This is a genomic window from Ancylobacter sp. G4_0304 (assembly GCF_047501495.1).
Taxonomy (GTDB): domain Bacteria; phylum Pseudomonadota; class Alphaproteobacteria; order Rhizobiales; family Xanthobacteraceae; genus Ancylobacter.
Genome location: NZ_JAZDRM010000001.1, coordinates 107,009 through 130,139, shown reverse-complemented (window position 1 = coordinate 130,139; position 23,131 = coordinate 107,009). Strand labels below are relative to the sequence as shown.

The following is a 23,131-nucleotide window of genomic DNA, read 5'->3' as shown; positions in this document are numbered from 1 at the left end:
GAACCGAAAGTCCGATCCATGATCTCCCGCTTCTTCATCGAACGGCCGGTTCTGTCCAACGTCCTCGCCCTGGTCTTCGTGCTGATCGGCACGGTGGCGCTGCTCAAGCTGCCGGTGGCGCAATATCCCAATGTCGTGCCGCCCACGGTGCAGGTGACCACGCTCTATCCGGGCGCGAGTGCCCGCACGCTGGTCGATACCGTCGCCCTGCCGATCGAGCAGCAGGTGAACGGCGTCGAAGGCATGCTCTACATGCAGTCCACCAGCGCCAGCGACGGCACCTACACGCTGACCGTCACCTTCGCCATCGGCACCGATCCCGATTTCGCGCAGGTTCTGGTGCAGAACCGGGTCGCCATCGCCATGTCATCGCTGCCGCAGGCGGTGCAGGTGCAGGGCGTGACCACGCAGAAGAAGTCGACCTCGATCCTGCAATTCGTCACGCTGTATTCGCCCGACGGGCGCTATGACAGCCTGTTCCTCGCCAATTACGGCGTGATCAACCTGCAGGACGAGATCGCCCGCCTCAGCGGCGTCGGCAATGTCAGCGTGTTCGGCGCCGGCGAATATGCCATGCGCGTCTGGCTCGATCCCAACCAGCTCCAGGCGCGCGGGCTCACCCCGCAGCAGGTGATCGACGCCATCCAGCAGGAGAGCCAGGAAGTCGCCTCCGGCATGATCGGCATGCCGCCCATGCCCAAGGGCCAGGATTTCCAGTTCACGCTGAACATCGCCGGCCGGCTCGACAAAGCGGCGGATTTCGAGAACATCATCGTCAAGGTCGACAACGCCAATGGCGGCCAGATCACCCGGGTGCGCGACGTCGGCCGGGTCGAACTCGGCGCCCAGACCTACAGCCAGGTGTTCACCTTCAACGGCAAGCCGGCGGCGGCGCTCGGCATCTACCAGCTTCCCGAGGCCAATTCGCTGCAGGTCGCGCAGGAAGTGCGCGACAAGATGGCCCAGCTCGCGAAGAACTTCCCGCCGGGCCTCTCCTACCAGATTCCGTTCGACACCACGGTCTTCGTCAACGCCTCGGTGACCGAGGTGTACAAGACCCTGTTCGAGGCCGGCATATTGGTGCTGATCGTCATCCTGGTCTTCCTTCAGGACTGGCGCGCGACGCTGGTGCCGGCGACCACGGTGCCGGTCACCATCATCGGCTCCTTCGCCGCGATGGCGGCGATGGGCTTCACCGTCAACCTGTCGACCCTGTTCGCCATCGTGCTCGCCATCGGCATCGTGGTCGACGACGCCATCGTGATCGTGGAAGGCGTGGCGCGACACATCGAGCGCGGCCTCCCCGGGCGGCAGGCGGCCGAGAAGGCGATGGACGAACTGTTCGGCCCGATCATCGGCATCACGCTGGTGCTGATGAGCGTGTTCATCCCGGCGGCCTTCATGCCGGGCCTCACCGGCCAGCTCTACCAGCAGTTCGCGCTCGTCATCGCCGCCACCGCGTTCATCTCGGCGATCAACGCGATGACGCTGAAGCCGACGCAGTGCGCGCTCTGGCTGCGCAAGCCGGTGCCGCCCGAGGAGCGCAATTTCTTCTATCGCGGCTTCAACGCGGTGTATGACCGCGCCGAGCACTGGTACGCCGGCCTGATCCGGCACATGGTCGGGGTCAGCTACCTGACCGTGACCGTGGCCCTCGTGCTGATCGGCATCGCGATGTGGGGCCTGACCCGGGTGCCGACCGCCTTCCTGCCGACCGAGGACCAGGGCTATGTGCTGATCGGCGCGCAGCTTCCCGACGCCGCCTCGCTGGAGCGCACCAACGAGGTCATGGCGCGCATCTCCCAGATCGCCTCCGACACGCCGGGGGTGGAGAACGTGATCTCCATTTCCGGCATCTCGGTGCTCGACAACAATGCCACGCTGCCCAATGCCGGCGTCGCCTATGTCATCCTCAAGAGCTGGGACGAGCGCGACAAGGCCGGGCAGGGGCTGCTCGAAATCTACACCTCGCTCAACAAGGCGCTGCAGGCCGAGCAGCAGGCCATCACCTTCGTGCTGGTGCCCCCGCCGATCCAGGGCATCGGCAATGCCAGTGGCTTCACCATGATGGTGGAATCCAAGAATGGCAGCTTCGACTTCACCGAATTGCAGGCGGCGACCCAGCAGGTGGTGAGCAATGCCGGCTCGCAATCGGCGTTGCAGCACCTGAACACCTCGTTCCGCGCCGACGTGCCGCAATATTTCCTGTCGATCGACCGCATCAAGGCGGAGACGCTGGGCGTCACGGTCGGGCAGGTGTTCGCGACCATCCAGGGTTATATCGGGTCGAGCTACGTCACGCAGTTCAACCAGTTCGGCCAGACCTTCCAGGCCTATATCCAGGCCGAATCCGAGTTCCGCCGCACGCCTGAGCAGGTGCTGAACCTCAAGATCCGCACCCCGGCCGGCGAGATGGTGCCGATCGGCACGCTGGCGGAAGTGAAGCCGGTGTTCGGCCCCTCGATGATCACGCTCTACAATCTCTATCCGGCGGCGACCATCGTCGGCGGCTCTGCCCAGGGCTTTTCCTCGGGTCAGGCGCTGGACATCATGGGCCAGGTCGCGAGCAAGAGCCTGCCGCCGGGCATGGGCTACGAGTGGAGCGCGATGTCCTACCAGGAAGAGGTGGTCGGCAACGAGATCTACTACGTGTTCGGTCTCGCGATCCTGCTGGTCTATTTCGTGCTCGCTGGCCAGTATGAAAGCTGGATCCAGCCCTTCGCGGTGCTGCTCGCGGTGCCGCTGGCGCTGCTCGGCACGGTGGGCGCGTTGACCGGGCTCGGCATCGCCAACAATCTCTACACACAGATCGGCCTGATCCTGCTGATCGCGCTCTCGGCCAAGAACGCGATCCTGATCGTCGAGTTCGCGCGCGAGAAGCGGGCGGAGGGCATGGAGATCATGGATGCGGCGGTGGAGGCGGCGCGGCTGCGGTTCCGCCCGATCCTCATGACCTCCTTTGCCTTCATTCTGGGCGTTCTGCCGCTGGTGCTGGCCACCGGCGCCGGCGCCAATTCGCGCAAGTCGATCGGCATCGCGGTGTTCTCCGGCATGCTGGCCTCGACCTGCCTCGCCGTGCTGTTCGTGCCGTCCTTCTACACGGTGCTGCAGCGCTTCGAGGAATGGCGCGGCCGAAAGAAGACCCCCGCGGCTCACGGCGACGCGAACCATGGCGACGCCCCGCCGCCCGCCGGCGAGGCGACCCCGGTGCGCTGAGCACCGGCGTCGCGGACCCGCGGCGCGTGAGCGGCCTCGCGCCGGCGCCTGAATAAGCAGCAGAATCCCGCCTCTCCAGCGTCCGCGTGGTGCTTAATCAGGCGGGCATGCCGCGCGCGCGCCGATGCGGCGCCGCGACGTAACGGTAAACCATGCGGCACGAATCCTGCGTTCGTCGGAGGGCGCGGCGGGAAACGGCTTCCGTCCCCCGGTGTGCCCGCCTAAGCTGTTCGCCTCGCGCGGTGGTTCCGTTTTTTCAGTTGGTGCCTATGACCATTTTCGCCAGCCTGCATCACGTCACGGCCTACAAATACGATCGCCCGATCACGCTCGGGCCGCAGATCATCCGGCTGCGCCCCGCGCCGCATTGCCGGACGCCGGTGCAGAGCTACTCGCTCAAGGTCACGCCCTCGAACCATTTCGTGAACTGGCAGCAGGACCCGTTCGGCAACTGGATGGCCCGCTTCGTCTTCCCCGAGCCGGTGACGGAGTTCCGCATCGAGGTCGACCTGATCGCGGACATGACGGTCTACAACCCCTTCGACTTCTTCGTCGAGGAATATGCCGAGAAGCTGCCCTTCGCCTACACGACAGACCTCGCCAAGGAGCTGATCCCCTATCTGGAGAAGGAGGAGGGCGGCCCGCTGCTCGACGCCTATGTCGAGAAATGGCGCCCCAAGGTGGGCAGCCCGACCGTCGATTTCCTTGTCGAGCTGAACCAGAGCCTCCAGCACGACGTGAAGTACCTGATCCGCATGGAGCCCGGCGTCCAGAGCCCGGACGAGACGCTCTCGCTCGCCGCCGGCTCGTGCCGCGATTCCGGCTGGCTCCTCGTGCAGATCCTGCGCCGGCTCGGCCTCGCCGCGCGCTTCGTCTCGGGCTACCTGATCCAGCTCAAGCCGGACGTGAAGGCGCTCGACGGCCCCACCGGCACCGAGGTGGACTTCACCGATCTGCACGCCTGGTGCGAGGTCTATCTCCCCGGCGCCGGCTGGATCGGGCTCGACCCGACCTCGGGCCTGTTGTGCGGCGAGAGCCACCTGCCGCTCTGCGCCACGCCGAACTACGTCTCCGCCGCGCCGATCACCGGCTCGTTCAGCGCGCCCGAGGGCACCAAGACCGAGTTCGATTTCGACATGCGGGTGACGCGCGTCGCCGAGAAGCCGCGTGTGACCCTGCCGTTCTCCGACGACGCCTGGGCCTCGCTCGACGCGCTGGGCGACCGGGTGGATGCCGACCTCGCGGCGCAGGACGTGCGCCTGACCATGGGCGGCGAGCCGACCTTCATCTCGATCGACGACTACCAGAGCGCGGAGTGGAACACCTCCGCCGTCGGCCCGACCAAGCGCATGCGCGCCGACGATCTGGTGCGCCGGATTCGCAAGCGCTTCGCCCCCGGCGGCATGCTCCATTACGGCCAGGGCAAGTGGTATCCCGGCGAGAGCCTGCCGCGCTGGACCTTCTCGCTTTACTGGCGCAAGGACGGCAAGCCGATCTGGCGCGACCCGAGCCTGGTCGCGCTGGAATCGCAGACCTCGGCCAAGATCGCGCAGGCCGAGGCCTTCACCACCAATCTCGCCGCCCGCCTCGGCCTCGCCACCGGCTATGTCGAGCCGGCCTATGAAGACCCGGCCTACTGGATCCTCAAGGAAGGCGATCTGCCGGACAATGTGGATCCGCTGAATTCCAAGCTGGAGAACCCGGAAGAGCGCGCGCGCTTCAGCCGCGTGTTCGAGCGCGGCCTCGGCAAGCCGAGCGGCTATGTGCTGCCGATCCAGCGCTGGCAGGCCCGCGCGCAGCGCGGCTGGGTGAGCGAGAAGTGGAATTTCCGGCGCGGCAAGCTGTTCCTCATGCCCGGCGACAGCCCGGTGGGCTACCGGCTGCCGCTCGCCAGCCTGCCTTGGGTGCCGCCGGCGGCCTATCCCTACATCAACCCCGCCGATCCGATGACCATCACCGGCGAACTGCCGGATGTGGAGGTGCTGCACCAGCGCTACCGCCGCTCGGCCTCCGATGAGGGGCATCAGGAAAAGGTGGAGCAGGTGCTGACCGGCACCGGCTCGGTGCGCACCGCGCTCTCGATCGAGCCCCGCGACGGCCGGCTCTGCGTGTTCATGCCGCCGACCGAGCGGCTGGAGGACTATCTGGAGCTGCTCGCCGCCATCGAGGTCACCGCCGCCGAGCTCAAGCTGCCGGTGCATATCGAGGGCTACACCCCGCCGGTCGATCCGCGCCTCAACGTGATCCGCGTCGCCCCCGATCCGGGCGTGATCGAGGTAAACGTCCATCCCGCGTCGAACTGGCAGACCTGCGTCGAGATCACCCGCGACCTTTATGAGGAAGCGCGGCTGTCGCGGCTCGGCACCGAGAAGTTCATGGTCGACGGGCGCCACACCGGCACCGGCGGCGGCAACCATGTCGTGGTCGGCGGCGCCATGCCGGCGGACAGTCCGTTCCTGCGCCGGCCGGACCTGCTCAAGAGCCTCATCATCTACTGGCAGCGCCATCCCTCGCTGTCCTACATGTTTTCGGGCCTGTTCGTCGGCCCGACCTCGCAGGCCCCGCGCATCGACGAGGCGCGACACGACGCGCTGTACGAGCTGGAAATCGCGCTCGCCAACGTCCCGGCGCCCGGCGTCGGACAGGCGCCGCCGCCCTGGCTGGTCGACCGGCTGTTCCGCAACCTGCTGACCGACGTCACCGGCAACACCCATCGCTCGGAAATCTGCATCGATAAGCTGTTCTCGCCGGACGGCCCGACCGGCCGGCTTGGCCTGGTCGAGTTCCGCTCGTTCGAGATGCCGCCGGACTGGCGCATGAGCCTTGCCCAGCAGCTCCTGCTGCGCGCGCTGATCGCCTGGTTCTGGCGCGAGCCGCAGGAGGGCAAGCTGGCCCGCTGGGGCACGGCGCTGCACGACCGCTTCATGCTGCCGCACTTTGTGTGGTCGGATTTCATGGACGTGCTGCACGACCTCGGCGGCGCCGGCTACCGCTTCGATCCGATGTGGTTCGAGGCGCAGCGCGAGTTCCGCTTCCCCTATTTCGGGCAGGTGGAATATGGCGGGGTGTCGCTGGAAATCCGTCAGGCGCTAGAGCCGTGGCACGTCATGGGCGAGGAAGGCGCGATCGGCGGCACGGTGCGCTTCGTCGATTCCTCGGTGGAGCGGCTTCAGGCCCGCGTCGAGGGCCTCAACCCGATCCGCCATATCGTCACCTGCAACGGCCGGCGCCTGCCGCTGGTCCCGACCGGGCGCTTCGGCGAATATGTCGCGGGTGTGCGCTTCAAGGCGTGGCAGCCGGCCTCGGGCCTGCACCCGACCATCCCGGTCCATGCCCCGCTCACCTTCGACATCGTGGACCTGTGGTCGAACCGTTCGCTCGGCGGCTGCGTCTATCATGTGGCGCATCCCGGCGGGCGAAACTACGATACGTTCCCGGTGAACTCCTACGAGGCGCAGGCGCGGCGACTGGCGCGGTTCCAGCATTTCGGCCACACACCGGGCTATCTGTTCGTGCCGCCCGAGGAGCCGAGCGGGGAGTTCCCCGTCACCCTCGACCTGCGGCGCCCGCCGGGCGTGTAAGGCCGGCAATCGGGTGCGGTAGCTGGACCGGCTGGCCGTCGACGAGCGTGCCGGGACGGCCAGGGCGGCGTGCTCCGCCGGTCCGGCCTGCCGTTGTGCCGTGATGGGGTGGCGGATGGAAACACCCGTGGATTGCCGGCCGGCCCTGCTTGCGCCGGTCCCTTTGCGGCGCGCATAGAGGACGCCATGGCTGGACGCACAGACCCGCAGGCGCTGACGCGTCGCTTCGAGGCGGAAGCGGTGGACGCTTTGCTCGCGGGCTATCAGCCGCTTCCGGGCGTGCACGACGAGCTGGTCGCCGCTGACGGAACTCCCCGCCCTCACTGGAACTCGATGCTGGCCGCGCTCGCCGAGATGGGCGTGGACGAGGTGAACCGACGCTTCGCCGCCGCCGACCGCCATCTTTACCGTTCCGGCGTGTTCTACCGCGTCTATGACGATCCGGGCGGCGGCGAGCGGCCCTGGCCGCTCTCGCACTTGCCGCTGGTGATCGACGAGGTGGAATGGCGCGCGCTGGAGCGCGGGCTGATCCAGCGCGCCCAACTGCTGGAGGGCGTGCTCTCCGACCTCTACGGCGAGGGCCAACTGGTGCGCTCGGGCGCGCTGCCGGCCGCCGCCGTCGCCGGCTCGCCGGATTTCCTGCGGCCCATGGTCGGCGTCGATCCCCATGGCGGCAGCTTCCTCAAGATCTACGCCGCCGATATCGGCCGCGGGCCGGACGGCAATTGGTGGGTGCTCTCCGACCGCACGCAGTCGCCTTCGGGCGCCGGTTACGCGCTGGAGAACCGCATCGCGATCGCCCGTGCCCTGCCGGACCTCGCCCGCGCGCTGAATGTCGAGCGCCTTGCCAGCTATTTCCAGGCGCTGCGTGCCAACCTCACCCGGCTCGACCGTTCCGGCGAGGGGCGGGTGGGGCTGCTCACCCCCGGCCCGCTGAACGAGACCTATTTCGAGCACGCCTATCTGGCGCGTTACCTCGGCTTCGTACTGCTGGAGGGCGAGGACCTCACGGTGCGCGACAATGTGGTCTATGTCCGCACCGTCGCCGGCCTCAAGCGGGTCGACGTGCTGCTGCGCCGCCTCGATGCCGATTTCGCCGATCCGCTGGAGCTGAACCCGCGTTCGCATCTCGGCATTCCCGGCGTGGTGCAGGCGATCCGCGCCGGCGGCGTCGCCATGGTCAACGCGCTCGGCTCGGGCCTTATCGAATCCCCGGCCATGATGGGCTTCCTGCCCAAGCTCGGTCCGCGCGTGCTCGGCGAGGACCTGATCCTGCCCAATGTCGCGACGTGGTGGTGCGGGCAGGAGGCCGAGCGCGAGCGCGTGCTCGACACGCTCGACGACCTCATCCTCGCCCCCGCCTTCCAGCGCCCGCTGCCGGGGCTGATGGAGGACGGCCCGGTGATCGGCGCCGACCTCCCCCCCGCGCGCCGCGCCGCGATCGAGAACGCCATCCGCACCCGCGGCATCGATATTGTCGGGCAGGAAGCGGTGCGGATGTCGACCATGCCGGTCTGGGTGAACGGTCGGCTGGAGCCGCGCCCGTTCATCCTGCGCATCTTCGTCACCGCGACCGACGACGGCTGGAAGGTGATGCCCGGCGGCTTCTGCCGCGTCTCCGACCGGCTCGACGCCCGCGCCGTGACCATGCAGCGCGGCGGCCGCTCCGCCGACGTTTGGGTTCTGGATGAGAACCCGGTGGAGCAGCTCACGCTGCTGCCGCCCGCCGACCGCGTGGAAATCCGCCGCCAGACCGGCCCGCTGCCGAGCCGCGCGGCCGATAATTTCTTCTGGCTCGGCCGCTATGTCGAGCGCGCCGAAACCACGCTCCGGCTGCTGCGCACGCTGGTCGGGCGGCTGTCCTCCTCGACCGAAGGCGGCGGGCAGTCCGTCGACAAGCTGCTCGGCCTGCTCCAGGCCTGGGGCGCGGTGCCGGCGGACCTCGCGCGCGGCAAGCCGGCGCGCCATGCGCTGGCGGCGCTGTCGCGGCGCGACCTGCCCGGCGCCTTGCCGAACCTGATCGAGAACGCCCGCCATACCGCCTCGGTGATCCGCGACCGCCTGTCGCCCGATGCCTGGCGCACGCTGGCCGACCTCGCCGTTCTGGTCGCCGAGCCGGTGCCGCCCGGCGGCGCGGAGGCGGATGCCTATGAGCGCTCCGACCGCGCGCTGCGCGGGCTCGCCGCCTTCTCCGGCCTCGCCTCGGAGAACATGAACCGGCTCGCCGGCTGGCGCTTTCTCGATCTCGGCCGGCGCATCGAGCGCGGCATCGCCACCTGCCGCTTCGCCCGCGCGCTTGTCGGCGAAGCCCCGACCGCCGGCACGCTCGACGTGCTGCTGGAGCTGTGCGACAGCCAGATCACCTATCGATCGCGCTATGTGATGACCGAGAGCCGCGCCCCGGTGCTCGACCTGGTGCTGCTGGATCCGGTCAATCCGCGCTCGCTGGCGTTTCAGATCGACTGCCTGCTCGACCATCTCGACACGCTGCCCGGCCACCATGCCGACGAGCCCCCTCCGCCGGAGGAGCGCGTGGCGGCGCGGCTGTCGGCGGCGATGAAGGCGTTCAGCGCCAACGAGTTCGACGATGCGCGGCTGCGTGAGATCGAGGCCGAGCTGATGGAACTGTCGAACGACATCGCCGAGCGCTATTTCATCCACCGCCTGCCGGTGGAGACGCCATGGGACTTCCTGGCATGATGTACGACATCCTCCAGACCACCTCCTACCGCTACGCCCATCCGGTGCCGGTGGCGCGGCATGTGGTGCGCATGGTGCCGGTGGACCGGCCGGGACAGCGCGTCATCGTCAGCCATTTCGCGGTGGAGCCCGAGCCGGTGGAATGGCGGGAGGCGCGCGATTTCTTCGGCAACAAGGTGGTGCATATCCGCATCGAGACCGCCCATACCAGCTTCGTGGTGCGCACCAGCGCGCGGGTGGTGGTGGAGGCCGGTCCCCCGCACGATCCGCTGGCCAGCCCGGCCTGGGAGGATGTGCGCGAGGCGGCCTTCACCTCGACCGAGATCGGCCCCGCCTCGCCCGCCCATCACCTGTTCGCCAGCCCCGCCGTGCCGCTCAGCGCGGCGATCACCCGATGGGCGGCCAAGAGCTTCCCGGCCGGGCGCCCGATGCTGGAGGGCGCCATCGACCTGATGAACCGGCTGCACGAGGAGTTCACCTATGATTCCCGCGCCACCGACGTCTCGACCCCGCCGCTGGAGGCGTTCGAGATGCGGGCCGGGGTGTGCCAGGATTTCGCGCATATCATGATTGCGGGCCTGCGCGGGCTCGGCCTGCCGGCGGCCTATGTCAGCGGCTTCCTGCGCACCGAGCCGCCGCCCGGACAGGAGCGGCTTCAGGGCGCGGACGCCACCCATGCCTGGGTTTCGGTGTGGTGCGGGGAGGATATCGGCTGGCAGGGACTCGACCCGACCAATGCGCTGGTGGTCGCGACCGACCATGTCGTGCTGGCCCATGGCCGCGACTATTCCGACGTTGCCCCGATCGGCGGTGTGCTGATCGGCTCGGGCCGGCAAAAGCTCTCGGTGGCGGTGGACGTCATCCCTGTGGTCGAGAAGGCCGTGCCGGGCGAGGCCGCGCGGGCGGCGCGCGCCGGCCCGGTCACGCCGGGCTCCGGCGGCGGGCCGGCGAAGGGCTGAGGCCGCGCGCCGCGCCGCCCGCGACAGGGCTGGTGTTGCGGGATACAGATGGGCGATCCTTCTGGCGAATCGCTCCCGGATGAAGCTCTGACATGACCGACGCCACCCGACGCGCCGATGCCGAAGCTGACGGCCTGCTGGCGAGCCTTGCGGTTTATCTGCGCCCGCGCGTGCTCATCGTCATCCTGCTCGGCTTCTCCTCCGGCCTGCCGCTGGCGCTCTCCGGCGCCACGCTCACCATCTGGATGGCCGAGGCCAAGGTGAACCTCGCCACCATCGGCCTGTTCGCGCTGGTCGGCGTTCCCTACAATTTCAAGTTCGTCTGGGCACCGCTGGTCGACGCGCTCGACGTGCCGCTGCTCGGGCGCTGGCTGGGACGGCGGCGCGGCTGGCTGGTGTTCACCCAGCTCCTGCTCGCCCTGGCCGTGGTGTGGCTCGGCTTTCAGGACCCGGTGACCGCGCCCTGGCATGTCGCGCTCGGCGCGCTGCTGGTCGCCGCCGCTTCGGCGACGCAGGACATCGTGGTCGATGCCTTCCGCGTCGAGAGCCTTGAGGTGCGCGAGCAGGCCGCCGGCATGGCGGGCTATGTCGCGGCCTATCGCGTCGGCATGCTGGCCTCGGGCGCGGGAGTGGTGCTGCTGGTGGCGTGGTTCGAGGTGCTGGGCGTGCCGCGCGGCGACGTCTGGGCCTGGGGCTATTTCTGCGCCGCGCTGATGGTCGGCGTCGGGCTCATCGCCTCGCTGCTGGCGAAGGAACCGGCGGGCGCAGACCCGGTGAAGCACGATGTGCCGGTGCTCAGGCGCATCGCGCAGACCGCGGTCGGGGCGTTCGGCGAGTTCCTGTCACGGCGTAGCGCGATCGCGATCCTGCTGTTCGTGGTGCTGTACAAGTTCTGCGACGCCTTTGCCGGCGTGCTGACCGGCGCCTTCGTCATCGATATCGGCTTCGACAAGGCGGCCTATGCCGGCATCGTCAAGGGTGTGGGCTTCGCCAGCGCGCTGATCGGCGGCTTCGCCGGCGGACTGATCGCGCGGACGCTGCCGCTGTCCACCAGCCTGTGGGTCGGCGGGCTGCTGCAGATGGCCTCGAACCTCGCCTTCTCCTGGCAGGCGTGGATGGGGGTGAACCTGCCCGCGCTCACCGCGACCATCATCGTCGAGAATTTCACCGGCGCGATCGGCACGGTGATCTTCGTCGCCTATATCTCGGCGCTGTGCGGCGACCGCGCCCACACCGCCACCCAATATGCGCTGCTGACCGCGCTGGCGGCGGTCGGGCGCACCTTCCTTGCCTCGGGCGCCGGCTTCATCGCGCAATCGACCGGCTGGATGACCTTCTTCGCCATTACCGCCGTCGCCGCGCTGCCCGGCCTCGCGCTCTTGGCCTATCTCCAGGCGCGCGGGCATTTCCGCGAACTGGCGGGCGGGAAGGGCTAGAAGCTGGTCCTCGCCCGGATCGCCGCGGCCAGCGTGCCCTCGTCGAGATAGTCGAGCTCGCCACCAACCGGCACACCATGGGCGAGCCTTGTGACCTTCACCCCGGTCTCGCGCAGCAGTTCGGTGATGTAATGCGCGGTGGTCTGGCCATCGACCGTGGCGGGCAGGGCGAGCAGCACTTCCCCGGTGCCCTCGCGGGTCACCCGCGCGACCAGGCTTGTGAGGTTGAGGTCGTCCGGGCCGATGCCATCGAGCGGGGAGAGCGTGCCGCCGAGCACATGGTAGCGCGCATTCACCGCGCCCGAGCGCTCCAGCGCCCAGAGGTCTGACACATCGGCGACCGCGACGAGGATGCCGGCCTCGCGCGTCTCGTCGGCGCAGACCGAGCATGGCGAGGTGACGTCGAGATTGCCGCAGACCTGGCAGGTGGTGATCTTGCCCAGCACCTCTTCCATGGCGCCGGCCAGTGGGGCCATCAGCGATTCGCGCTTCTTGATGAGCTGGAGTGCCGCGCGCCGGGCCGAGCGCGGCCCGAGTCCCGGCACGCGGGCCAGAAGCTGGATCAGGCGTTCGATCTCGGGTCCGGCGACGGCGCGGCGCATATTAATCCTCGGGGCAGGGGCCTGACGGCCTGTCCCATGCTCTAGCACGGGAGGAGGCGATGGCAATCCGCCGGCGCCGGGCATCGCCGTTCACATCGGTATCAGGGCGGACCGGTTTTGCTCGACAGGAGGAAGGGGGGTTGCTACCCGAAATCTCTCGGAAAAAGGGGGAACGTGCCGATGAGGAAAGTCCTGCCGTTGACGGCGATGGTTGTGCTCGCCGGGCTCGCGCCGGCACATGCCGCCGAGGGAGCCGGGCTGGACGGGACCACGCTGTCGCTGATCTGGGGTATCCCCTTCGCCGGCATGCTGCTGTCCATCGCGCTGTTTCCGCTGCTGCTCCCGCATTTCTGGCATCACCATTACGGCAAGGTCGCGCTGTTCTGGGGTCTGGCCTTTCTCATTCCGTTCATCGCGGTCGAGGGCGGGGACGTTGCGATCTATGAGGTCGTCCACGCCGCGCTGCTGGAATACATCCCGTTCATCATCCTGCTGTTCGCGCTCTTCACCATTTCCGGCGGCATCCTGCTCAGCGGCAACCTCCATGGCAGCCCGGCGGTGAACACGCTGCTGCTCGCTATCGGCACGGTGCTGGCCAGCATCATCGGCACCACCGGCGCCTCGATGGTGCTGATCCGCCCGCTGCTGCGCGCCAACGACAACCGGCGCCACAATGTCCACACCGTGGTGTTCTTCATCTTCCTGGTGTCGAACATCGGCGGCTCGCTGACCCCGCTCGGCGATCCGCCGCTGTTCCTGGGCTTCCTGAAGGGCGTCGACTTCTTCTGGACCACGCAGCATCTGTTCCACGACACCGCGCTGATCGCCGCGATCCTGCTCGCGGTGTTCTATGTGCTGGACCGCTATTTCTACGGCAAGGAAGAGGGGATGCCCGCCAAGGCCGACCCGACGCCGGACACCGAGGCGCTGCGCCTGATCGGGCTGCGCAACATTCCGCTGCTGGGCGGCGTGATCGCGGCGATCCTGATGAGCGCGCTGTGGAAGCCGGGCATCGAGTTCAACATCGCCGGCACACATCTGCCGCTGCCCTCGCTGGCGCGGGACGTGACGCTGCTGGTGCTCGCCGGCATTTCGGTCTGGATCACCCCGGCCTTCATCCGCGAGCGCAACGGCTTCGACTGGGAGCCGATCCGCGAGGTTGCCAAGCTGTTCGCGGCGATCTTCCTCACCATCATCCCGGTGATCGCCATCCTCAAGGCCGGGCCGGACGGCGTGCTCGCCCCGCTGGTGGCGCTGGTGACGGACGAGAACGGCGGGCCGGTGAATGCCGGCTATTTCTGGATGACCGGCATCCTCTCCGGCTTCCTCGACAATGCGCCGACCTATCTGGTGTTCTTCAACCTTGCCGGCGGCGACGCGCAGGAGCTGATGGCGCGCTATGCGGTGACGCTGGAGGCGATCTCGGCGGGAGCGGTGTTCATGGGCGCGCTGACCTATATCGGCAACGCGCCGAACTTCATGGTGCTGGCCATCGCCAAAAGCCGCGGGGTCAACATGCCGAGCTTCTTCGGCTACATGGCGTGGTCCGGCGTGTTCCTGCTGCCGTGCTTCGCCCTGCTGACCTGGCTCTACTTCCTGTAGGCGCGCGCCGCTCAGCCGGCGGGCTGGGCGGCGAACCTTTTGGCGAACCAGTCGGCGAGCATCGCCTTCTCGAAGCGCAGCCGGTCGTCGGAGCGGATCGCGATCGGGTCCATCAGGTAATTGACCTTGAGGACCCGCTCCTCGCTCTGCGCGACGATCCGCCCGTTGCGGCGCAGCGTGGTGCGCAGGCGCATCTGCGGCCAGGTGTCCTGCCGCATCACCCGCAGCGTATTGGTGCGCGAGCGCAGCGGGTCGATCTTGCCGGCAAGGTCGATGTCGAGCACCTCGATATCGAGGTCAGTGCCGGCCGGGACATAGCGGTGGGCGAGGCGGAGCAGGATGCGCTCCAGCCCTTCCAGCGTCAGGCGCTGGTCCACCGGGCCCCAGGTCAAATTGCCGTCGGTGTAGGTCTGCGGGGCGATGAAGCTGACGCGCGTCGCGGCCTGCGCGGCGGTCAGTCCGAAGGCGGGAAGCAGCAGGGCGGCGAGCGTGGCCGCCCCGCACAGGCGTCGATGAAACATGCGGGCCTCCTGCGGTGCAGGCGGCCAGCCTCGCATCATTCCGCCGCCATGGCCATGCGCGGCTGCGCGTGGCGGACATCCTCGTCCACCGCCGGCTCGAAGCGGGCGAAATTGTCGCTGAACAGGCCGACCAGCCGGCGCGCGGTCATGGCGTAGTCCATGCGGCTGGCCCAGGCGCGCGCGGGATCGAGCAGGCGCGGCTCGATACCCTCCACGGAGGTCGGCACCGCGAAGCCGAAATGCGGATCGGTGCGGTATTCGGCCTCGGCAAGCGAACCGTCGAGCGCGGCGGCGACCAAACGGCGCGTCGCTTCGATCGGCATGCGCCGGGCGCCGGCATCGCCGGCCTTGCCGCCGGTCCAGCCGGTGTTGACCAGCCAGCATTCCACGCCATGCTCGGCCACTAGGTCGCGCAGCAGATTGCCGTAGACCGAGGGGTGGCGCGGCATAAACGGGGCGCCGAAGCAGGCGGAGAAGGTGGCCTGCGGCTCCTTTACGCCTTCCTCGGTGCCCGCAACCTTGGCGGTGTAGCCGGAGAGGAAGTGATACATCGCCTGCGCCGGGGTGAGCTTGGCGATCGGCGGCATCACGCCGAAGGCGTCGCAGGTCAGCATCACGATATGGCGCGGAATGCCGCCGAGCCCATCGGCGCGGGCATTGGCGATGACGTCCAGCGGATAGGCGGCGCGGGCGTTCTCAGCGAGCGCGGCGCTGTCGAAGTCCGGCACCCGGCTGTCGGCGTCGAGCACGACATTCTCCAGGACGGTGCCGAAATGCCGGGTCGCGGCGAAGATCTGTGGCTCGCTCTCCGCCGAGAGGCGGATGGTCTTGGCGTAGCAGCCGCCCTCGACATTGAACACGCCCTCGCGGCTCCAGCCATGCTCGTCATCGCCGATCAGCGCGCGGGCGGGATCAGCGGAGAGCGTGGTCTTGCCGGTGCCGGACAGGCCGAAGAATAGGGCGACGTCGCCTTCCTCGCCCATATTGGCTGCGCAATGCATCGGCAGTACGCCGCGCTCGGGCAGCAGATAGTTGAGATAGCCGAACACCGATTTCTTCATCTCGCCGGCATAGGCGGTGCCGCCGATCAGGATAAGGCCGTTGGCATAGTCGCAGGCGATGACCGTGGAGGAGCGCGTGCCGTGCTTTTCCGGCTCGGCGCGGAAGGCGGGTGCGCAGAGAATGGTGAGCTGCGGGGCAAAATCGGCCAGATCGGCGCGCGCGGGGCGGCGCAGCAGGGTGCGGATGAACAGCGAGTGCCAGGCGTGCTCGGTGAACACCCGCACCTTCAGCCGCTGCGCCGGGTCGGCGCCGGCATGCAGGTCCTGCGCGAACAGGGTTCGGCCGGCGGCATGGGCGAGGAAATCCGCCTTCAGCGCCTCGAAGTTCTCACGGGACATGGCATTGGAGTTGTCCCACCAGACCGTCTCTTCCGTCGTCTCGTCGCGGACGATGAAGCGGTCGGCCGGGCTGCGGCCGGTATGGGCGCCGGTGTCGGCGGAGAGCGCGCCGGAATCGGAGAGCCGCGCCTCGCCGCGCGCGATGGCGCGCTCATAGAGGGCGGGCTCGGTGAGATTCCAGAACACCTTGCCGGTGCCCGAGAGGCCGGAGGCGTCGGCGCCGTGGTTCGGGTTGCGTGTGCCGGTTTCCTGCACGGGCAGCTCCTTCAGGTTACGCGATACTGTTGCGCGCCACCCTGGAGGAGGTATCGGGCGATTTGGATGAGATTCCGGGTCGGAACTGTGGCCAAAGCACGCCATGCGCGTGACCGCATTAACCTCCCGCAGAGGTTAACGAAGCGGTAAGGATTGCTGGGCCCGCGCCCGCGCGCGGCGGGTTCCTGGCGACCGTCCCCGCCTTCCACACATGCCGGCCGCGCCTCACGCCGCCGTCTGGCGTGCCCTGGTGGCAAGCTCGACCAGAACCGCGCGCAGTTCGGCCCCGCTCGCTACCCGCCGGCCGAAATCGAGCCGGCGCGCCAGTTCGCCGGACATCAGGTCGCAGCCTTCCGGGTCCAGCCCGGTCAGCCGCCACGCGCCCGACGGGGCACCCAGAAGCGCGGTGGCGTAGAGCGCGATGGCATCGGCATGGTCGGCATTCATGTGCGCGATCGCGCTCTCCTCCGCCGCGATCAGCTCGTCCGCGCCGTCGAGCGCGGTCAGGAACTCCTCGGCGTCGAGATCGAGGATGCGTCCGAAGCCGGCGACCAGATGCGCGCTTTCCAGCGTGATCGCGTAGAAGGCGAAGTCGCGGAAGCCGGCAAAGCCGGTGGCGTCGGGGTGGCGGGCGAGGAAGCGTCGGCGCGCCAGCTCCTGGTCGGGCGCGGTGGCGATCCGGCCTTTCAGGCTGACGCGCGAGCCCTGCAATTCGTCGCCGAGCCGGCGCTCGTCCAGCATCAGCGAGACGCGCGGATCGCCCTTGAGATTGCTGGTGTGGCGGGCAAGGCCGGAGAGCAGCAGAACCGGCGATCCGTCCGGCAGGGTCGCGACCTGCACCAGCGAGGCATAGGGATGGCCGTCGGCCTCCAGCGTCGCCAGCGCCCCCGTGCGCGCCTCGCGCAGCAGCCGCTTCACCGCGCCCGCCGCATCGAATTCGCCTGCCGCCTCGCCGCTCATCGTCCGCGCTCCCATCGTCTCGAACCGCCTCTTGATACCCTGTTCAGGTGGGGCTTCGGGCGGCCCGGCGTCAAGGCCGTTGGGGACGGCGACGCGGGCGCGTTGGCTATGTGCCTAAAAACGCGCTATTTTCGCTCGACTCGTCTTGCGTGTCACATTATGGCCACGCCGGCACGGTTCACCGCACTGTGCGCCACGACCGCCGCCGAACCAGAAAGTGTTGAGATGCCGACCATCGCTCTCGTCGACGACGACCGCAATATCCTCACCTCCGTCTCGATCGCCCTCGAATCCGAAGGCTACCGGATCCAGACCTATACGGATGGCGCTACCGCTCTCGACGGCTTCAAGACCAATCCGCCCGACCTCGCCATCTTCGACATCAAGATGCCGCGCATGGACGGGATGGAGCTGCTGCGTCGCCTGCGCCAGAAGAGCGACATGCCGGTGATCTTCCTCACCTCCAAGGACGATGAGATCGACGAATTGTTCGGCCTCAAGATGGGCGCCGACGACTTCATCAAGAAGCCGTTCTCCCAGCGCCTGCTGGTGGAGCGCGTCAAGGCGGTGCTGCGCCGCTTCGCGCCCAAGGACGGCACCGCCCCGCGCGAGACCGACAGCGCCAAGGTGCTGGAGCGCGGCCTGCTGCGCATGGACCCCGAGCGCCATACCTGCACCTGGAAGGGCGAGAACGTCACGCTGACCGTGACCGAGTTCCTGATCCTCCAGGCGCTCGCCACCCGCCCCGGCGTGGTGAAGAGCCGCAACGCGCTGATGGACGCGGCCTATGACGATCAGGTCTATGTCGACGACCGCACCATCGACAGCCACATCAAGCGGCTGCGCAAGAAGTTCAAGGTCACGGACGACAGCTTCGAGATGATCGAGACGCTGTACGGTGTCGGCTACCGCTTCAAGGAGTGAGCGCTCGTTGCTCGATCCCGATTCCACGCGCGGCGTGACCGACGAGGACCAGCCGCCGGAAGACGGCGGCGCGACGGCCTCGGCGCCGAAGAAGGCCGGGCGCCTTGCCGGCGTCCTCGGCGCATTGCGGCGTGCACGCAATTTCGTCGCCTTCAAGAGCTTCTCCAGCCTCCGGCGCCGCATCGTCCTCTTGAACCTTGCGGGCATGGTGGCGCTGGTCTCGGGCATTCTCTACCTGTCCGAATTCCGTGCCGGCCTGATCGATGCCCGCGTGCAGAGCCTGCTGGTGCAGGGCGAGATCATCGCGGCCGCCATCGCCGGTGCCGCGCAGGTCGAGACCAACGCCATCACCATCGACCCGGAACGGCTGCTGGAACTGCAGGCGGGCGAGAGCTACGGGCCGGGCGAGGACGGCTTCGCGCCGCTGGAATTCCCGATCAATCCCGAGCGCGTCGCCCCGGTGCTGACGCGCCTCGTCAAGCCGACCGGCACCAATGCCCGCATCTATGACCGGGATGGCGGCCTGCTGCTGGATTCGCGCTCGCTGTACTCCAAGGGCGAGATTCTGCGCTTCGAGATGCCGCCGCCGACCGAGCGCCGGCCGAACTGGTTCGAGAAGACCTGGAACAAGCTGAACCTGTGGTTCGAGCGCGGCGACCTGCCGCTCTATAAGGATCTCGGGCCCAATAACGGCAAGGGCTATCCCGAGGTCGCCGATGCGCTGCAGGGACGTAACGCCTATTCGGTGCAGGTGAACGAGCGCGGGCAGGTCATCGTGTCGGTGGCGGTGCCGGTGCAGCGTTTCCGCGCCATTCTCGGCGCGCTGCTGCTCTCCACCGATAGCGGGGAAATCGAGGCGGCGGTGACGGCCGAGCGCCTCGTCATCGTGCGCGTGTTCCTGGTCGCCATGGTGGTCATGGTGGTGCTGTCGCTGCTGCTCGCCGGCACCATCGCCGGGCCGGTGCGCAAGCTGGCGGATGCCGCCGAACGCGTGCGGCGGCGCACCCGTTCGCGCGTCGAAATCCCGGATTTCACCCGCCGCGCCGACGAGATCGGCCATCTGTCCGGCGCGCTGCGCGACATGACCGATGCGCTCTATTCCCGCATCGAGGCGATCGAGCGCTTCGCAGCGGACGTGTCGCACGAATTGAAGAATCCGCTCACCTCACTGCGCTCCGCCGTGGAGACCCTGCCGCTGGCGAAGTCCGACACCTCGCGCGGGCGTCTGCTGGAGGTGATCCAGCACGATGTGAAGCGGCTCGACCGGCTGATTACCGATATTTCCGACGCCAGCCGCCTCGACGCGGAGTTGCAGCGCCAGGAAGCCGAGCCGGTCGACCTGATGCGGCTGCTGACCGCGGTGGCTGGCGTGCACAATGATGTGGTGCGCGGTGACGGATGCGTGGTGAAGCTCAGCTTCGAGCCGGCGACCGGCGGCGCGGCCTTCATCGTCCCGGGCCACGATTCCCGGCTCGGGCAGGTGTTCAACAATCTGATCGACAATGCCCGCTCGTTCTCGCCGAAGGGCGGGCAGGTCCACGTCACCTGCCGCCGCCTCAAGGACGAGGTGGAGATCACGGTGGAGGATGACGGTCCCGGCATTCCCGACCATGCGCTCTCCCGCATTTTCGAGCGCTTCTACACCGACCGGCCGGAGGAGCAGGGCTTCGGCCAGAATTCCGGCCTCGGCCTCTCCATCTCGCGCCAGATCGTCGAGGCCCATGGCGGGCGCATCTGGGCCGAGAACCGCCCGGTGGCGGAAGTGACTGCCGCGCCGAAGCCCGCGCGCAAGCGTGCCAGCCGCGCCAAGGCGGCGGAAGCCGCGCCGAAGCTGGAAGCGGCCGAGCCGGTGCCGGTCCGCCTCTCCGGCGGGGCGCGCTTCGTCATCCGCCTGCCGGCGGCGTGAGGCCCGCCATGGCGCCGGACGCCCCCAGCATTCAAGCCCCCAGCATTCACGCCTCCTGCGTGCGAGTGGGGGAGGCCGGCGTGCTCATCCGCGGCGCGCCGGGGGCGGGCAAGTCGCGTCTGGCCTTCGCACTGGTGCTGGCGGGCGGCACGGCGCTGGTGCCTCCGGTGCGTCTGGTGGCCGACGATCGGGTGCTGCTGACGCGACGGGGAATGCAGTTGTTTGCGACCGCGCCGCAAAATCTCACTGGTTTGATCGAGGTTCGCGGCGCTGGCATTCGCCGCTTGCCCTTCGTGACGGAGGCGGCGATCGATCTGGTGGTCGACCTCGATGCCGGAGATGCGGCACGGCTTCCCCCGCTCAATGCCTGCCAGATCGTGCTGGAAGGCGTTGGAATCGCGCGTCTTGCGGCGCTGCCCTCGGGCGACGTGCTCCAGCAGGTGCTGGCGCGGCTACTGACCGCGCCGGCCGACGAGGACACGGTTTTACCGCCGTCCGAGTGAGCTGTGGCTTTTTTCCGGCGGGACTTGCCATTCGTGTGCGGTGCAACGATGATGTCGGCCCTGCGCGCGGCGGTAGCGGGTACCGTTTCCCCCGGCCGCGCCTCAAGCCAAGTTGGAGCCGTGCCCGCGGGTGCATGGCGGAGCAGAATGATCGGTCTCGTACTCGTAACCCACGGACATCTGGCCAGCGAGTTCCGCGCGGCGCTCGAACACGTCATGGGGCCTCAGACCCAGATCGAGGCCATCACCATCGGGCCGGACGACGATATCGAGCAGCGCCGGCAGGACATCGTGGACGCGGTGGCGGCGGTCAACACCTCCGAGGGCGTCGTCATCCTCACCGACATGTTCGGCGGCACGCCCTCGAACCTCGCCATCTCGGTGATGAACGCGCCCGATATCGAGGTGCTGGCGGGCATCAACCTGCCCATGCTGGTCAAGCTCGCCACGGTGCGTGGCGAGGTGACGCTGGACGACGCGGTGGCGCAGGCCCAGGAGGCCGGGCGCAAATACATCAACATCGCCAGCCGCGTCCTGGCCGGGAAATAACCTTGTCGAGCGATCCGGTGCCGGCCCAGCGCGAACTCGTCATCACGAACAAGCGGGGCCTTCATGCCCGCGCCTCGGCGAAATTCGTCCAGACCGTCGAGCGCTTCGATGCCGACGTGCGCGTGTCGCGCTGCGGCGAGACCGTGAGCGGCGCCTCGATCATGGGGCTGATGATGCTCGCCGCCGCGCTCGGCACCTCGATCCGTGTCGAGGCCACCGGCCCGCAGGCGCAGGAAGCGGTCGACGCGCTCGACGCGCTGGTCTCCGACCGCTTCGGCGAAGGCGAGTAGCGGGCGCTCTCCTCAGTAATTGGGGATGACGAAGTCAGTGATAACCTTGCCTTTCGGCGGCGCGGTTTTCTCCCGATCCATTTCCAGCCGGCGCACCTGAACGGGCTCGGCGGACAACAGGAAGTCCCTCAGTGCCGGCGGCATCCCTTGCGCCGTCATACCCTTGTGCTGTGTCGAACATCGAGCCCTTGTCGAAAAGGTGTCACATAAAGACATCTTTATATCGTTATTGTTTTCCGGCGCGGGGGCTGCTATCACCCCGCCAGAAGCGCTCGTATGGGCAGATCAGGCAGCAAGGGAAACCATCATGGCCGCCGCCAGCGAATCCATCGTCAAAGACCTCAGCCTCGCCGCCTTCGGCCGCAAGGAGATCGAGCTCGCCGAGACCGAAATGCCGGGCCTCATGGCGATCCGCGCCGAATACGGCCCGTCGCAGCCGCTGAAGGGCGCGCGCATCGCCGGCTCGCTGCACATGACCATCCAGACCGCCGTGCTGATCGAGACGCTGAAGGCTCTCGGCGCGGATGTGCGCTGGGTGTCGTGCAACATCTTCTCGACCCAGGACCACGCCGCCGCCGCCATCGCCGCCGCCGGCATTCCGGTCTTCGCCTTCAAGGGCGAGACGCTGAAGGAATACTGGGACTTCACCGCCAAACTGTTCGACTGGCATGGCGGCGGCGTTCCCAACATGATCTTGGACGATGGCGGTGATGCCACCATGCTGGTGCATCACGGCCTGCGCGCCGAGAACGGCGACACCGCGTTCCTCGACAAGCCGGAATCCGAGGAAGAGGAAATCTTCTTCGCGCTGATCAAGAAGATGCTGGCCGAGAAGCCGAAGGGCTGGTTCGCCGAAGTCGCCGCTTCCATCAAGGGAGTCTCGGAAGAGACCACCACGGGCGTGCACCGCCTCTACAAGCTGGCCGAGCAGGACAAGCTGCTGTTCCCGGCGATCAACGTTAACGACTCGGTCACCAAGTCGAAGTTCGACAACCTCTATGGCTGCCGTGAATCGCTGGTCGACGCCATCCGCCGCGGCACCGACGTGATGCTGGCCGGCAAGGTCGCCTTCGTCGCCGGCTTCGGCGATGTCGGCAAGGGCTCGGCGGCCTCGCTGCGCCAGGCCGGCGCGCGCGTCATCGTCTCGGAGGTCGATCCGATCTGCGCGCTGCAGGCCTCGATGGAAGGCTATGAGGTCGCGACCATCGAGGACGCGTTCTCCCGCGCCGACATCTACGTCACCGCCACTGGCAACCGCGACATCATCACCGTCGAGCACATGCGGCAGATGAAGGACCGGGCGATCGTCTGCAACATCGGCCATTTCGACAACGAGATTCAGGTCGCGGGCCTCAAGAACTTCAAGTGGACCAACATCAAGCCGCAGGTCGACGAGATCGAGTTCCCGGGCGGCAACCGCATCATCCTGCTGTCGGAAGGCCGCCTCGTGAACCTCGGCAATGCGATGGGCCACCCGTCCTTCGTGATGTCGTCCTCGTTCTCCAACCAGACGCTGGCGCAGATCGAGCTGTGGGCGAACCCCGGCAAGTATGACCGCAAGGTCTACACCCTGCCGAAGGTGCTGGACGAGAAGGTCGCCGCGCTGCACCTCGAAAAGCTGGGCGTGAAGCTCACCAAGCTGCGCCCGGAGCAGGCCGACTATATCGGCGTGCCGGTCGCCGGCCCGTTCAAGCCGGATCACTACCGCTATTGATCGCTCTGCACGC

17 protein-coding genes are annotated in these 23,131 nt (G+C 68.0%); 12 read left to right on the top strand and 5 right to left on the bottom strand.

The features are described from left to right. The first annotated feature begins 18 nt into the window (after positions 1–18). From VRZ77_RS00615 to VRZ77_RS00595, 5 genes are all read left to right on the top strand, one after another. The gene (locus VRZ77_RS00615) at positions 19–3,216 is read left to right on the top strand and encodes an efflux RND transporter permease subunit (protein ID WP_414590770.1); all 3,198 of its coding nucleotides are present in this window, start codon (positions 19–21) and stop codon (positions 3,214–3,216) included. A 269-nt stretch (positions 3,217–3,485) separates the two neighbouring features. Beyond that, complete coding sequence (locus tag VRZ77_RS00610) at positions 3,486–6,797, top strand: DUF2126 domain-containing protein (RefSeq protein WP_414590769.1); 3,312 nt, start codon at positions 3,486–3,488, stop codon at positions 6,795–6,797. A 186-nt stretch (positions 6,798–6,983) separates the two neighbouring features. Further along, entirely contained in the window at positions 6,984–9,497 is a 2,514-nt protein-coding gene (locus VRZ77_RS00605; RefSeq protein WP_414590768.1) for a circularly permuted type 2 ATP-grasp protein, read from the top strand. After that, entirely contained in the window at positions 9,494–10,456 is a 963-nt protein-coding gene (locus VRZ77_RS00600) for a transglutaminase family protein (RefSeq protein WP_414590885.1), read from the top strand. Before VRZ77_RS00605 ends, VRZ77_RS00600 begins: the two co-directional genes overlap by 4 nt. A 92-nt stretch (positions 10,457–10,548) precedes the next feature. Beyond that, positions 10,549–11,892 carry an AmpG family muropeptide MFS transporter gene (locus VRZ77_RS00595; protein WP_414590767.1) on the top strand — a complete coding sequence of 448 codons (1,344 nt, stop codon included), beginning with the start codon at positions 10,549–10,551 and terminating at the stop codon, positions 11,890–11,892. Here the strand turns inward: VRZ77_RS00595 and recR are convergent. After that, a complete protein-coding gene (gene recR, locus VRZ77_RS00590; RefSeq protein WP_414590766.1) occupies positions 11,889–12,494 on the bottom strand; it encodes a recombination mediator RecR in 606 nt (201 codons plus the stop codon). The two genes, VRZ77_RS00595 and recR, sit on opposite strands and share 4 nt — an antisense overlap. Before the next feature lie 207 nt (positions 12,495–12,701). Here recR and VRZ77_RS00585 point away from each other — a divergent pair, with 207 nt between their 5' ends. Beyond that, positions 12,702–14,096 carry a sodium:proton antiporter gene (locus tag VRZ77_RS00585; RefSeq protein WP_414590884.1) on the top strand — a complete coding sequence of 465 codons (1,395 nt, stop codon included), beginning with the start codon at positions 12,702–12,704 and terminating at the stop codon, positions 14,094–14,096. Between the two features lie 11 nt (positions 14,097–14,107). Here the strand turns inward: VRZ77_RS00585 and VRZ77_RS00580 are convergent, their stop codons facing one another. The 3 genes from VRZ77_RS00580 to VRZ77_RS00570 all read right to left on the bottom strand — a co-directional run bounded on the left by VRZ77_RS00580 (position 14,108) and on the right by VRZ77_RS00570 (position 17,232). Next, positions 14,108–14,617 (bottom strand): DUF3016 domain-containing protein, encoded by a 510-nt coding sequence (locus VRZ77_RS00580; RefSeq protein ID WP_414590765.1) that lies wholly within the window; start codon positions 14,615–14,617, stop codon positions 14,108–14,110. A gap of 35 nt (positions 14,618–14,652) precedes the next feature. Continuing rightward, positions 14,653–16,272, bottom strand: coding sequence for a phosphoenolpyruvate carboxykinase (locus VRZ77_RS00575; RefSeq protein ID WP_414590764.1), 1,620 nt, complete (start codon positions 16,270–16,272; stop codon positions 14,653–14,655). A 225-nt stretch (positions 16,273–16,497) separates the two neighbouring features. Continuing rightward, a complete protein-coding gene (locus tag VRZ77_RS00570) occupies positions 16,498–17,232 on the bottom strand; it encodes a HugZ family protein (RefSeq protein ID WP_414590763.1) in 735 nt (244 codons plus the stop codon). Between the two features lie 225 nt (positions 17,233–17,457). On the opposite strand from VRZ77_RS00570, the gene VRZ77_RS00565 reads away from it, so the two are divergent. From VRZ77_RS00565 to VRZ77_RS00545, 5 genes are all read left to right on the top strand, one after another. Next, positions 17,458–18,156 carry a response regulator transcription factor gene (locus VRZ77_RS00565; protein ID WP_241617878.1) on the top strand — a complete coding sequence of 233 codons (699 nt, stop codon included), beginning with the start codon at positions 17,458–17,460 and terminating at the stop codon, positions 18,154–18,156. A 7-nt stretch (positions 18,157–18,163) separates the two neighbouring features. Continuing rightward, entirely contained in the window at positions 18,164–20,062 is a 1,899-nt protein-coding gene (locus VRZ77_RS00560; protein ID WP_414590762.1) for a stimulus-sensing domain-containing protein, read from the top strand. 8 nt (positions 20,063–20,070) lie between these two features. Further along, on the top strand, positions 20,071–20,565 hold the full coding sequence (locus VRZ77_RS00555) for an HPr kinase/phosphorylase (RefSeq protein WP_414590761.1): 495 nt from the start codon (positions 20,071–20,073) through the stop codon (positions 20,563–20,565). A gap of 147 nt (positions 20,566–20,712) precedes the next feature. Beyond that, positions 20,713–21,114: a PTS sugar transporter subunit IIA gene (locus VRZ77_RS00550; RefSeq protein WP_414590760.1), complete on the top strand. Its 402-nt coding sequence runs from the start codon at positions 20,713–20,715 to the stop codon at positions 21,112–21,114. Positions 21,115–21,116: 2 nt separating this feature from the next. Next, on the top strand, positions 21,117–21,404 hold the full coding sequence (locus VRZ77_RS00545; protein ID WP_414590759.1) for an HPr family phosphocarrier protein: 288 nt from the start codon (positions 21,117–21,119) through the stop codon (positions 21,402–21,404). Positions 21,405–21,416: 12 nt separating this feature from the next. On the opposite strand, the gene VRZ77_RS00540 is transcribed toward VRZ77_RS00545, so the two are convergent. Further along, positions 21,417–21,548, bottom strand: coding sequence for a hypothetical protein (locus VRZ77_RS00540; RefSeq protein WP_414590758.1), 132 nt, complete (start codon positions 21,546–21,548; stop codon positions 21,417–21,419). 163 nt (positions 21,549–21,711) lie between these two features. On the opposite strand from VRZ77_RS00540, the gene ahcY reads away from it, so the two are divergent. After that, positions 21,712–23,118 carry an adenosylhomocysteinase gene (gene ahcY / locus VRZ77_RS00535; RefSeq protein ID WP_414590757.1) on the top strand — a complete coding sequence of 469 codons (1,407 nt, stop codon included), beginning with the start codon at positions 21,712–21,714 and terminating at the stop codon, positions 23,116–23,118. Positions 23,119–23,131: the final 13 nt, after the last annotated feature.